The 13,757-nt window shown below is 50.3% G+C and carries 8 protein-coding genes and 1 CRISPR repeat array; of the genes, 1 reads left to right on the forward strand and 7 read right to left on the reverse strand.

Going from position 1 to position 13,757, the window contains the following annotated elements; genetic code table 11:
* The first annotated feature begins 299 nt into the window (after positions 1–299).
* A CRISPR array of direct repeats spans positions 300–2,070; the repeat unit is 37 nt; unit sequence GTATCTCCCGGCCAAACAGCCGGGAGCGGATTGAAAC.
* A gap of 336 nt (positions 2,071–2,406) precedes the next feature.
* Positions 2,407–3,420 carry a L,D-transpeptidase family protein gene (locus MEALZ_RS06605; protein WP_014147838.1) on the forward strand — a complete coding sequence of 338 codons (1,014 nt, stop codon included), beginning with the start codon at positions 2,407–2,409 and terminating at the stop codon, positions 3,418–3,420.
* Between the two features lie 236 nt (positions 3,421–3,656).
* Here MEALZ_RS06605 and MEALZ_RS06615 read toward each other — a convergent pair whose 3' ends face one another.
* The 7 genes from MEALZ_RS06615 to MEALZ_RS06645 form a co-directional block, all read right to left on the reverse strand.
* On the reverse strand, positions 3,657–3,860 hold the full coding sequence (locus tag MEALZ_RS06615) for a hypothetical protein (protein ID WP_014147840.1): 204 nt from the start codon (positions 3,858–3,860) through the stop codon (positions 3,657–3,659).
* A 343-nt stretch (positions 3,861–4,203) separates the two neighbouring features.
* On the reverse strand, positions 4,204–4,788 hold the full coding sequence (gene purN, locus MEALZ_RS06620) for a phosphoribosylglycinamide formyltransferase (protein ID WP_014147841.1): 585 nt from the start codon (positions 4,786–4,788) through the stop codon (positions 4,204–4,206).
* 184 nt (positions 4,789–4,972) lie between these two features.
* Positions 4,973–6,412, reverse strand: coding sequence for a dihydrolipoyl dehydrogenase (lpdA, locus tag MEALZ_RS06625; protein WP_014147842.1), 1,440 nt, complete (start codon positions 6,410–6,412; stop codon positions 4,973–4,975).
* A gap of 100 nt (positions 6,413–6,512) precedes the next feature.
* Entirely contained in the window at positions 6,513–7,826 is a 1,314-nt protein-coding gene (gene aceF, locus MEALZ_RS06630) for a dihydrolipoyllysine-residue acetyltransferase (RefSeq protein ID WP_014147843.1), read from the reverse strand.
* Positions 7,827–7,842: 16 nt separating this feature from the next.
* On the reverse strand, positions 7,843–10,521 hold the full coding sequence (aceE, locus tag MEALZ_RS06635; RefSeq protein ID WP_014147844.1) for a pyruvate dehydrogenase (acetyl-transferring), homodimeric type: 2,679 nt from the start codon (positions 10,519–10,521) through the stop codon (positions 7,843–7,845).
* 415 nt (positions 10,522–10,936) lie between these two features.
* The gene (gene gltA / locus MEALZ_RS06640; RefSeq protein WP_014147845.1) at positions 10,937–12,235 is read right to left on the reverse strand and encodes a citrate synthase; all 1,299 of its coding nucleotides are present in this window, start codon (positions 12,233–12,235) and stop codon (positions 10,937–10,939) included.
* 834 nt (positions 12,236–13,069) lie between these two features.
* Positions 13,070–13,720: a bifunctional 4-hydroxy-2-oxoglutarate aldolase/2-dehydro-3-deoxy-phosphogluconate aldolase gene (locus tag MEALZ_RS06645; protein WP_014147847.1), complete on the reverse strand. Its 651-nt coding sequence runs from the start codon at positions 13,718–13,720 to the stop codon at positions 13,070–13,072.
* Positions 13,721–13,757 lie beyond the last annotated feature (37 nt).

Raw genomic sequence — 13,757 nt, forward strand, 5'->3', positions numbered from 1 at the left:
TATTGAGAGAAAAGACCGGTATCTCCCGGCCAAACAGCCGGAGCGGATTGAAACCTGTTGTCGTGTAGCGTCAGGCATCGCTGCATTGTATCTCCCGGCCAAACAGCCGGAGCGGATTGAAACGCGGGGAATTTTGAATCTTTGTGCGCGTTTTCCAGGTATCTCCCGGCCAAACAGCCGGAGCGGATTGAAACCTGTTGTCGTGTAGCGTCCGTTCATCGCTGCATTGTATCTCCCGGCCAAACAGCCGGAGCGGATTGAAACGCGGGGAATTTTGAATCTTTGTGCGCGTTTTCCAGGTATCTCCCGGCCAAACAGCCGGGAGCGGATTGAAACATTCGTGGCTTGCATAGAGTTGGCACGGAATCAAGGTATCTCCCGGCCAAACAGCCGGGAGCGGATTGAAACCGAAAAGTTGCCGGATTGATAGCTGTAGCGCTTCTGGTATCTCCCGGCCAAACAGCCGGGAGCGGATTGAAACATTTACAAGATTTCATCGTAGTTAAAGGCATTTGTGTATCTCCCGGCCAAACAGCCGGGAGCGGATTGAAACAATAAATCGAGCTGGGCGAACTGCCCGATTGCCTGGTATCTCCCGGCCAAACAGCCGGGAGCGGATTGAAACCCCAGGGATGCGGACTAGATTTAACTATCTAATTGTATCTCCCGGCCAAACAGCCGGGAGCGGATTGAAACCACCGATCGTCCCCTCTCCGCGCGCGTGGATGATCGTATCTCCCGGCCAAACAGCCGGGAGCGGATTGAAACACACCATGCCGATTGTGTGTTATTACATTGAAGAGTATCTCCCGGCCAAACAGCCGGGAGCGGATTGAAACTTCTAACAGCGGTTCATAAATATTTTCAGAAACAGGTATCTCCCGGCCAAACAGCCGGGAGCGGATTGAAACATCAATATTTCTGCTAGATTTTAATCTGTGTGGCTGTATCTCCCGGCCAAACAGCCGGGAGCGGATTGAAACGATCCGGCACCGTCACGCATTTGCAACAGCGTATCGTATCTCCCGGCCAAACAGCCGGGAGCGGATTGAAACGCTGGTGATATCCGGGCGTTTGTCCGGAGCGTTGCTGTATCTCCCGGCCAAACAGCCGGGAGCGGATTGAAACAACCTTAAAGCCTGCGCGGCGACTGAGCGCATCAAAGTATCTCCCGGCCAAACAGCCGGGAGCGGATTGAAACAGGTGAAGGAGGCTGAAGATGCCAGGGTTTATGAGTATCTCCCGGCCAAACAGCCGGGAGCGGATTGAAACGAATATACGGATCCGCTCACTTTCGAGCAGAAATCGTATCTCCCGGCCAAACAGCCGGGAGCGGATTGAAACGGCAATGTTGGCGTCGGTCAGCACCGAGTCGATGCGTGTATCTCCCGGCCAAACAGCCGGGAGCGGATTGAAACGTGTCGGACCCGTTCAATGCCGACGTATTGCCGCGTATCTCCCGGCCAAACAGCCGGGAGCGGATTGAAACTTTCGCGGACCGTCGACAGCGCCGCAATCTACGCGTATCTCCCGGCCAAACAGCCGGGAGCGGATTGAAACTAAGTATCGTCGGCGTTTTGATTGATAAAATATCGTATCTCCCGGCCAAACAGCCGGGAGCGGATTGAAACAAATCGGGGCGACGTATTATTTCGCGTTTGAAGCGGTATCTCCCGGCCAAACAGCCGGGAGCGGATTGAAACACCTCGCCCAGCAACGCGACGGTCTATTTCGAGGGGTATCTCCCGGCCAAACAGCCGGGAGCGGATTGAAACATTTCAACCCTCCAGCTTAAAGCGTAAAAATACCGTGTATCTCCCGGCCAAACAGCCGGGAGCGGATTGAAACCTTCCGGTTTTTGCACGATATGCGCTAACCAATGTATCTCCCGGCCAAACAGCCGGGAGCGGATTGAAACAATAAAGGCGATACGAACGAAAACCGGCCAGCGGCGGGGGGAGGTATCTCCCGGCCAAACAGCCGGGAGCGGATTGAAACAAGCGCGTTCGGCGAGGCCGCCGGCAGTATCCTGGGTATCTCCCGGCCAAACAGCCGGGAGCGGATTGAAACCAGGTGGTCAGGCGCGGATTGACGGCAGCGCGGAGTATCTCCCGGCCAAACAACCGGAAAAATATAGTTAATCGAGAATTGTCGAAAGAAGTCGATTCCACATAAAAAAATGGAAGAAAATAGTATGAATCTAGTTGAAATAAAATGATTTTTTTTAATCCTTTGGTAGAATACGCGCCGATCGTCTTTGCGCCGTTATCGTTTTAAGTTAGATAGGCCGTTTGCGTTTTAATACAGATTTATTTAAAGCGTTCGGTGTAATGATTGAGTGATTTCTCCGGGTGCTTAATTCGGTAATTTTGTAGATATCCTATTGCTGTTGAGATAGTTATTTTGATGAATACGCGCGTATTATTCGCTTTGTTGGTTGTGGGTTTCTTGGGTAGTGCTCATGCTGTAACTTATTCTTGGCCGGAAGATCCTAACGATAACGTGGTTACCGAGCATGCCGACGATTTTCCTTTTACTCGCACTAACCAGGATGAGACTTTATTAGATATAGCTCGACGTTTTTCATTGGGTCAGGTCGAAATTGTGCGTCTGAATCAAGATGTAGATCGTTGGTCGGTCAAACAAGATGAGGTTGTGCGTTTGCCTAATCGCCGCGTGCTACCCGATACGCCGCATGAAGGCATTGTGCTCAATATCGCCGAATATCGCATGTATTATTATCCGCCGGCTCAAGCAGGTATGCCCCGTACGGTAATGTCGTTTGCGCATGGCGTCGGGCGACAGGATTGGCAGACGCCGTTGGGTCTAACCAAAGTCGTCAAAAAAGTTAAAGACCCGTCTTGGTATCCTCCTGAGTCGATTCGTCGGGAACATGCGGCGATGGGCGATCCGTTGCCGACCGTGGTGCCTCCGGGACCGCATAATCCTTTGGGTGCTTATGCCTTGCATTTGGCTTTGAAGGGGGAGTATCGGATTCACGGTACCGATGTCGATAAGATTTACGGTATCGGCATGCAAATTACTCACGGCTGTGTTCGCATGTATCCCGAAGATATCGAACAGTTATATCATTCGGTTTCAGTCGGCACGCCCGTGCGAATCGTACAACAACAGATAAAAATGGGTTGGCTCGATAATCAACTCTATATCGAGGCGCATCCGGATTTAGAGGGTGTTGAAACGACTTTCGAACAGCGTCTCGATACAGCAATGCAGCTCATTGCCAAAGCGAATAATGGGGTGATTCCTGAGTTGAATGAAGCGGTTTTGATAAAAGCGCTTACCGTTCTCGATGGCGATCCTGTGCCGATTTTTGAACGTTTGCCGGATATGCCGGATTTTGAGGAGGAAATCGGTTTACGAGAAGCTGCGGTCGAATCAACTTATCGCTTGCAGTGATTTTTTGTTTTAGGTCTACAACACATGCCGTCTGCCTTTTTAGGGTTATAGGTCTTGTTTAACATCTTCTTTTAAGTTGGGCCAATGACAGAATGCAAAAACCCATATCATGAAGATGTTAACGATCGGGACCAATAAACATAAAACCCAAGCTTTATGTAGTCCGGCTTTGTCCATGATTTTCGTGCCTAGCCACATAACTAAGAGCACCATTAGCGTGATTAGAAAAACTTCCATCATGAACTCCTATCATTTGTTTTTTGATTAGGCCATGGCAATAAGGCTAATTGTAAAAAAATCAGCAGTAAGCCGAATCCCGGTAAAAAAACCAGTAATGCCCAGGCAGGATGAAAGCCGGCTTTTCGGTAAATCAACATCGCGGGAATGACAATCATTAGCGCGACAATGATGATACGGCCCATTTCAGGAAATACGTACATTAAGCGTCTCCTTTTCGATATATAGGCGATAGTACTACGACTTTTCGGTTAATGAAAGCCACTCGATTTATCCGGTTGTAGTATTTCAGATCCTTTTTTTCACCAAGCCGGTGAAAGTGTTGTAGACCGTTCATGCTTCGACTTGGCTCAGCACGAACGGTCTACAATACATTCCAACTGTTCTTTTTCGGATAATGAAAGGGTTCTGGGTGTTTAGCATTACGCCGAATGGCGTACAGTAGGGCAAAGCAGGCGCAGTTGCTGAGGGGTTAGGGAGGGTAATAGAGACTAGTTTTAACTTTTTCAAATACAGGGCTGAACAATTACCATGGCGGCGTTTGCGTTAAATATCGGTAGTCGTCAGGAGTCTTTTGAGAGCATTTATATATAAATCACCCTCGATCGCGCGGACTCTTTGACCGAGCGATTCGACCGTGTCGCCGGATAGCACAGGGACTTCCTTTTGTAAAAGCAATGGCCCTTCGTCATAGGCGTCGGTGACGAAATGTACCGTGGCGCCTGATACGGTTTCACCCGCTTCGAGAACGGCGGCATGCACAAAATCGCCATACATGCCTCGGCCGCCGAATTTCGGCAGGAGAGATGGGTGAATGTTTAGTATTTTGCCGGAATAGGCCGATAATGTTTGCGGCCCGATTTTTTTCATGTAGCCGGATAATACGATCAATTCGGTGCCGGCGGACTGTAAGGCTTTTTTGATGGCTTGGTCTTCGTTGTCGGAGTGCGTTTTACTGCTGATATGAAAAACTTCGATGCCGTGAGTCAAGCACCAGTCATAAATTGCCGAATCTTTGTTGTTCGTGATTAATATGCCGATTTCAAACCCGGGCAATCCCCCTTGTTCGATCGTTTCGATGATTTTCCGTGCGGAACTGCCGCCGTGTGAAGCTAAAAAGCTTATTTTCATAGATATGATGATTTAACTAATGATTCGTAGGGCACGCACCAAAAAGGTGGCGCTTGGAATCTGCGCATCCTTGAAATAGGGAAGTTATTTACGGCCAAATCCTAAGTGCTCCGACTGATTTTCTAGAAACATGCGTGATTGGGGATTCCGGCCGGCGGACCCAATCACGACTTCTTTTGAGGAATCAACGTTTTTTGCCGAGATACAGGTCTGTGATCGTGCCGGCGACGACTTCGGATGCGAAAGCAAAGGTTTCCGATAAGGTTGGGTGCGGGTGAATCGTTAATGCGACGTCTTCGGCGTCAGCTCCCATTTCCAACGCCAATACGGCTTCGGCAATCAAATCCCCGGCATGCGGGCCGACGATGCCGGCACCGAGGATTCGGCCGGTTTCCTTGTCGCAAATGACTTTGGTCATGCCTTCGCTACGGCCCATGCTCAACGAGCGTCCGCTCGCGGCCCATGGGAATACGCCTTTGTCGATCTCTATGCCTTGTTCCTTCGCTTGGTTTTCGGTCAGTCCCATCCATGCGATTTCAGGGTCGGTATAGGCAACCGACGGAATCGTCAGTGCATCGAATGCGGCTTTGTGACCGGCGATGACTTCGGCAGCAATTTTACCCTCATAAGCGGCTTTATGCGCCAGCATCGGATTGCCGACGATGTCGCCGATCGCGTAGATGTGCGGGATATTAGTGCGCTGTTGTTTGTCGACTTCGATAAAGCCTTGTTCGGTGACTTGAATGCCGGCATTCTCGGCGCCGAGTTTTTTGCCATTAGGACGACGGCCCACGGCAACCAGCACTGCATCGAAAATTTCGGATTCGGGGGCTTTGTCGCCTTCGAACGAGACCTTGAGGCCTTCTTCGAGGGCTTCGATCGCGGTCACTCGGGTTTCTGTCCAGATGGCCTCATATTGTTTTTTGATGCGGTTGTGTAATGGCCGAACCAGGTCTTTGTCGCAGCCGGGAATAATCTGATCCATTAATTCGACTACGCTGATTTTTGAGCCCAGGGCATGATAGACCGTTGCCATTTCTAGGCCGATGATGCCACCACCGACAATCAACAATTTTTCCGGAATTTCGCGTAATTGGAGTGCTCCGGTCGAATCCCACAGACGCGGGTCGTCATTCGGGAAAGCCGGAATTTTCGTCGGTTCGGATCCGGCTGCGATAATAGCTTGATCGAAGCTAATCAATTGGGTGCCGTTTTCATTATCGACTTGCAATTGATTTTCCGATACGAACGAGCCGTTTCCTTGTATGCGCGTGATTTTTCGTTGTTTAACCAGGCCGTCCAAACCGTTATTCAGGCCTTTCGTAACGCTATCTTTCCAGCTCCTGATTTTATCCAGGTCGAATTTCGGGGCGCCGAAATCGACGCCATGGCCGGAAAATTCCTGTGCTTCATGAACGATTTGGGCCATGTGCAGCAGCGCTTTGGAAGGAATGCAGCCGACATTTAGACATACGCCGCCCAATACCGGGTAGCGTTCGACGATGACGACTTGTTTGCCCAGGTCGGCCGCACGGAATGCGGCTGTATAACCGCCGGGGCCACCGCCGAGGACCAGGACTTCGGCATGGAGATTGGATTCGTTTGCAGCAGCATTTGCAGTCATGAGTATTCCTTATCAAGTATGCGTTTTGACGCCGAGCATCATTTCGCCAATCGGTATGTATTCGGCGAACGTTGCTCGACGTTTGAGTCTAGGCGCTTTTTTAAAGTATCAACCGTCTGATATCGGTCAAAAAATCTGTTAATTTGACCATAAAACGCGCCGCTTCGGCACCATCGATGACTCGATGGTCATAGGTCATGTCTAGCGGTAACATCAAACGCGGTTGGAATTCCTTGCCGTCCCATACCGGCTGCATTTTGGCTCGCGTGACACCGAGTATCGCGACTTCCGGCGCGTTAACGATCGGTGTGAATGCGGTGCCGCCAATGCCGCCGAGACTGGAGATCGTCATTGAGCCGCCTTGCATTTCGTTCGGCATTAGTTTGCCGGCGCGGGCTTTTTCGCTCAATGTTGCCAGTTCCGCCGATAATTCATAAATGCTTTTTCGGTCGACGTCTCGCAGTACAGGTACGACAAGGCCGTTAGGCGTGTCGACGGCGATGCCGATGTGGCAGTATTTTTTCAGGATCAGGCTCTCGCCGTCCGGCGATAACGAGGCATTAAAATTCGGAAACTGTTTCAGCGCATTTGCCAATGCTTTGATGATGAAGATCAAGCCTGTGACCTTACCGTTTTGACTGTTTTCGGCATTGATTTGTTTGCGAAAGGCTTCCAATTCTGTGATATCGGCTTCGTCATGATGGGTCACCAATGGTAGGTTCAGCCACACCCGGGTCATGTTTTGTCCGGTTAGGCGTTTGATTTTACTCAATGGCAAGACTTCGGTTTCGCCGAATTGCGTGAAGTCCACGGCAGGTATCGGCGGGATGCCCGCTCCGGAAGATTTGACGCCTTCGCTGAGTGTTTGCTTGACATAGGCTTTGACGTCTTCTTTTAGAATTCGTCCCTTTCGGCCGCTGCCTTGTCTAATAAGACTTAGGTCGACGCCCAATTCACGGGCGAATAATCGAATAGCCGGCGTTGCATGCGGAAGGTGTTGGCCGCTAAGTTCGGTATCGATCGTGGCGGCCGGCGTCGGAGCAGGAGAGGCGGCTGGTGCCGAAGCGGCACTTTCAGCCGGTTTTTCCTCGATCGGCTTGTCTTGCTTGTCTGTGGCTTCAGTTGCCGGTTCCGGTTCTGAAACCGGAGGCTTCTGTTCAGGTTCGGAGGGTTCGCTAGCTTCGACGGTAGCGATGGTAACCCCTTGGGATACTTTGTCGCCGACTTTGATTTTGAGTTCCCGAATCGTGCCGGCAATCGTCGATGGCATATCCATTGTAGCTTTGTCGGTTTCCAAGACGACTAAAGGCTGTTCGATTTCTATCGTATCGCCGGGTTGAACAAGAATTTCGACCACGTCGACTTCGCTGGAGCCGCCGAGGTCGGGTACTTTAATCTCAATCAATTCACTCATGTGCCAATTCCTTTAATTAAAGCCGCCACGGGGCAACAGTTTCCGGGTTAATGCCGTATTTGGCAATGGCCGTTTCGACTTTTGCGAGTTCGAATTCGCCGATATCCGCAAGGCTTTTCAGTGCCGCGACAGCGATATGATAACGGTTGACTTCGAAGAACCGGCGCAAGGCTTCGCGAGTATCCGAGCGACCGAAACCGTCGGTGCCGAGTACCGTATATGGCGCCGATAGGTAAGGACGAATTTGTTCGGCATACAGGCGAACGTAGTCGGTTGCGGCGATGATAGGCCCTTTGGCATTTTCAAGGCATTCAGTGACATGAGGCTTTTTAGGAGTTTCGGTCGGATGCAGCCGGTTCCAACGTTCGCAACTGTGTCCGTCGCGTGCCAATTCGGTAAAGCTTGTGCAGCTCCAGAGATCGGCTGTTACGTTCCAGTCGTTTTGCAAAAGTTCGGCTGCGGCGATGGCTTCGCGGAAAATCGTGCCGGAACCCAGCAATTGCACGCGCGTTTTAGCGCGGCCGTCCCCCTTCTTGAACGAGTACATACCTTTAAGGATCGACTCCTCGATGCCTTTCGGCATTGCCGGATGTTCGTAATTCTCGTTCATTACGGTGATGTAATAGAAAATGTCTTCTTGATCGACGTACATTCGACGCAAACCGTCTTGAATGATCACCGCGATTTCGTACGAAAAGGTCGGGTCGTAGGAAATGCAGTTCGGGACGGTACCGGCAAAAATATGGCTGTGTCCGTCTTCGTGCTGTAAGCCCTCGCCGTTGAGCGTCGTTCTTCCGGCCGTTCCGCCAAGCAAAAAGCCGCGTGTGCGTTGGTCGGCAGCCGCCCAAATCAAATCGGCGACGCGTTGGAAGCCGAACATCGAGTAGAAGATGAAAAACGGAATCATCGGCACGTTATGGGTCGAATAGGATGTGCCGGCCGCGATCCAATCGCACATGCCGCCCGCTTCGTTGATGCCTTCCTGCAAGACTTGGCCGTTTTTGTCTTCTTTGTAAAACATTAATTGGTCCGCATCCTGCGGGGTATAGAGCTGTCCGACTTGCGACCAAATGCCTAATTGGCGGAACATGCCTTCCATTCCGAAAGTACGCGACTCGTCCGGCACGATCGGTACGATGCGTTTACCGATGTTTTTGTCCTTGACCAAAATATTCAGCATTTTGACGAAAGCCATCGTCGTCGAAATCTCGCGTCCTTCGCCGGTTGCTTGCAATAGGGATTTGAAGTCCGATAGAACGGGAACATTCAAAGCGTAGGATTTTGCTCTTCTGTTCGGCAAGTAACCGCCCAATTCGGCGCGGCGCTCTTTCATGTAGGCCAGTTCTTTCGAGTCTTCAGGAAACTTCAGGTAAGGCAGTTCCTGTATTTGTTCGTTAGTTACCGGCAGTTCGTAACGATCTCTGAATCGGGTCAGCGAGTTGATGCTCATTTTCTTTTGTTGGTGCGAAGTATTCTGGCCTTCGCCCGACTCGCCCATCGAGTAACCTTTGATCGTTTTTGCCAGAACCACGGTCGGTTGCCCTTTGTGGTTGACTGCGGCATGGAAGGCTGCATAAATTTTTGCAGGATCGTGGCCGCCTCTATTGAGTAACCAAATGTCCAAATCGGACAAATCGGCAACCATTGCTTTCAATTCCGGCGTGTTGAAGAAATGCTCGCGGACATAAGCGCCGTCTTTGGCTTTGAACGTTTGATAGTCGCCGTCCACGCATTCCGTCATGCGTTTGACGAGTAGGCCTTGATGGTCTCTGGCCAACAGTTTATCCCAATGGCGGCCCCAAACCAGTTTAATGACATTCCAGCCGGCGCCTCGGAAGGTGCCTTCCAATTCTTGAATGATTTTGCCGTTGCCGCGAACCGGTCCGTCCAATCGTTGCAGGTTGCAATTGACCACAAAAATAAGGTTGTCCAGTTTTTCGCGGCCTGCCATGCCGATTTCGCCGAGAGACTCCGGTTCGTCGGTCTCGCCGTCGCCAAGGAAGCACCAGACTTTACGATTGGAGGTGTCGGCTAAGCTTCGATCTTTCAAATAGCGCATGAAGCGGGCTTGGTAGATTGCCATAATGGGGCCTAGGCCCATCGATACGGTCGGGAATTGCCAAAACTCAGGCATCAGCCATGGGTGCGGATAAGATGAAAGTCCGTTACCGTCGACTTCCTGGCGGAAATTGTCCATCTGTTCTTCGGTCAGTCGATCGAGTAAAAAAGCACGGGCATAATCGCCGGGTGCCGAATGACCTTGCACGAACAAGAGGTCTCCGTCATGTTGCTCGGACGGCGCGCGCCAGAAATGATTTTGACCGACATCGTAGAGCGTGGCCGCCGATGCGAAACTGGCGATATGGCCGCCGACATTGGTGTCTCTGTTGGCGCGAAGTACCATCATCATGGCGTTCCAACGGACATAGGACCGTATTCTTTGCTCGATAGTGGTATTGCCGGGGAATTGAATTTGTTGATCGACGGATATCGTATTGATGTAGTCGGTGGTCGCACTAAACGGTATGTCGGATCCCGACTGCCTGGCCACAGAAACCAATTTTTCAATGAGAAACTGAGCACGGGTTTCGCCCTCGATTTCCATCACTGCTTTCAGTGCATCGATCCATTCCTGAGTCTCGATAGGATCGACATCTTCCTGTTCGACAACCGCAGGACTTTTATTGTTTTTCATTTATAACTCCACTTATCAGGTAGGGTTCCCAACCTGAAAATCGCTGTTAGTTTGGTGATCATTTGTCGTTAGTAACGTTTAGAACGCGAATTTTATAACGGCCAAGGGTCGCTTGTCTTGTTATTCGCATGTTTGTCTAAGTTGTTAGGGATCGACCGGTGATGTTTTTGGTATTCATTATACCGATGAGCTTAAACAAACTAATGATGGGTTTTGCTCCGCTCTATCCATTCTACATTAGCGGCCTATCAAACTTCCGGCGCTGTAGGATGGGTAGCAGCGAAGCGGAAACCCATCGCTTTGTTTTAGCGCTGGTACGGTTGAGATAATGCTGCCATTAACCAAACCCGCGATTTATTACAACAGCGCTCATGCCTTTAAATGATGGGTTTCGCTCCGCTCTACCCATCCTACATTAACGCGCGCTGATTGAAACGACATCGCGCTGTGTGTGACCTTTGTATAGCTGGCGCGGACGCCCGATTTTTTGTTCATCGTCGGAAATCATTTCATCCCAGTGAGCAATCCAGCCGATTGAGCGGGCCATCGCGAAAATGGCCGTGAACATCACTGTTGGAATGCCCAGAGCTCTCATGACGATGCCGGAATAAAAATCGACATTCGGATAGAGTTTTTTCTCGATGAAGTACTCGTCTTCCAATGCGATGCGTTCCAATTCCAGTGCCAACTTGAATAGCGGATCGTCATGGAGTCCGAGTTCGTTAAGCACTTCATGGCAGGTTTCGCGCATGAGTTTGGCGCGCGGGTCGTAATTTTTATAAACCCGGTGTCCGAAGCCCATTAATCTAAACGGATCGTTTTTATCCTTCGCTTTGTCGATGAATTCGCCGATTCTCGAAACATCGCCGATTTCGAGCAGCATTCTAAGTACGGCTTCGTTAGCGCCTCCGTGAGCGGCTCCCCATAGACAAGCAATGCCGGAGGTAATGCAAGCATAAGGGTTGGCGCCGGAAGAGCCGGCCAGCCTGACCGTGGAGGTTGATGCATTTTGTTCGTGATCGGCATGCAGAATCAAAATTCTGTCCATTGCTCTGACTAAAATAGGGTTTTGCACATAGTCTTCGCAAGGTGTCGCATGCATCATATACATGAAGTTTTCGACATAACCCAATTTGTTTTGCGGGTACATGAACGGCATGCCGCTACTATATTTGTGGCTCATCGCAACGATCGTCGGCATTTTGGCGATGAGGCGGATGGCGGACAAGTTTCGGTCTATCGGACATCGAATATCCAGTTCATGGTGATAAAACGCGGATAGCGCACCGACAACGGCCACAATGGTCGCCATCGGATGGGCGTCGCGGCGGAATCCCTTATAAAAGTCGGTCAGTTGATCATGTACCATTGTGTGATAAGTGATGTCATTGACAAACTCTTGCATTTGCCGGCCATTCGGCAATTCATCATGTAATAATAAGTAGCAAACCTCCATGAAATCGCATTTTTCGGCGAGTTGTTCGATAGGGTAGCCTCGATAAAGAAGAATTCCCTTGTCGCCGTCAATGAATGTGATCTTAGAGCTGCAGCTGGCGGTGGATGTGAAGCCTGGGTCGTATGTGAATACGCCGGTATCGCGGTAGAGCGTTCGGATATCGATGACATCGGGACCGATAGTACCTTGTAGAACAGGTAGATCACATGAAATCCGGTCGTCCTCATTTCGTATCGTTACTTGGTTGTGGTTTGTCATGGTATTACCTTTCTGTTAAGTATTCGTGATATCACGGCCTGTTAAAATTATAACCATTAACGCGCGGGTGTACTGTTGTCAACAATTATAATGCAACGGAACAAACGTAAGACGCTACGTATTTCTTTTTTATGTCGGAATTCAAAACGTCGATTATAAAGAAAGTTTCAATAAATTATTTTGAGGTTGTGTAATCGTAACTATTCAGTCCCTCGGCAATTATCGTTCCCACGCTCTGCGTCACTGCCATTAAGTTAAGGATTTTTCCGTTCGCCCTGAGCCTGTCGATGGGTGAATGGAAAAATCCTGGGTCGATAAGTTAAGCCGTCCATGGTTCGACAGGCTCACCACGAACGGCTTAACTTAATGGCAGTGACGCTCTGCGTGGGAACGCCTGAGTACCGCTCCAGCGGTACGAGACGCTAGAGCGTCTCGGTCTTCATTCCCACGCCGGAGCGTCGGAACGATAGGGGGTGTGAATAATTACGTGCAATCAGTTCCCGTATTCCGCCAAGCTGCATGTTTAAAAAAATACCTGATTAGCAAGATGCTTCAGCTTGCTGAGGCCAACTGTCCGAGCAGTGGCCAGTCGTAGCCACTTCTGCGGGACGGGTTATTTAACCCGTCCCCAACGTTTCGGTTTGCCCTAAACATTCCGGCTGACTTCGGCCAAAGTCAAAACGTTTAGGACGGGGTTGCAAGCCCCGTCCTGCTAGGGGTATTCCGCCAAGCTGCATGTTTAAAAAATATACCCATCGTAGTTCAAAATTCGGCGCCTCCTTAAGCATCGCCGAAATTTGAAGTGCGAAAGGTATAAATAGGCCTGGCAAGGCATTATTTTTTTACGGCATTCTCGATTGCGGTTTTAGCTAATTCGGTAATTCTGGGCCAGTCTTTGGCGGCGACGGCATCATCCGGTGCTAACCAGGATCCGCCAACACAGGCAACATTCGGTAAGCTTAGATACTCGTTATAGTTACTCGCCGATATTCCTCCGGTTGGGCAGAATGTTACTGAAGGAATGGGGCCGGCAATACCTTTGAGCATATTGACGCCGCCGGCTGCAGCCGCAGGAAAAAACTTAAAGTGATCCAGGCCGTATTCCATGCCTAACATGAGTTCTGAGATCGTTGATATTCCAGGAATTAATGCGATGTTACTTTTCGTCGCGGCTTTCAATAATGTCGGCGTCAGTCCGGGGCTAATCGCAAATACGGCACCGGCATTTTCGGCGGCCTGCAATTGCTCCGGAGTGGTGACTGTGCCTACGCCAACAATGGCATCTTTGACTTGTTCGCTGATGAGCTTAATGGCATCGAGCGCAACCGGGGTCCGTAACGTGATTTCAAGGACTTTGATGCCGCCCTCGATCAATGCTTGCGCCAGAGGCACTGCGTCTTCGATATTTTTGATGACCATGACGGGCATGACGGGGCCCGCATTCAGCACTGCGGAGGGGTGAAGTTTCCAATTGTTCTGTGTCATGTAAATTGAGTTTCCGATAGATTTGTTGTGTGTTGTC

The sequence above is a fragment of the Methylotuvimicrobium alcaliphilum 20Z genome, from assembly GCF_000968535.2.
Lineage (GTDB): Bacteria > Pseudomonadota > Gammaproteobacteria > Methylococcales > Methylomonadaceae > Methylotuvimicrobium > Methylotuvimicrobium alcaliphilum.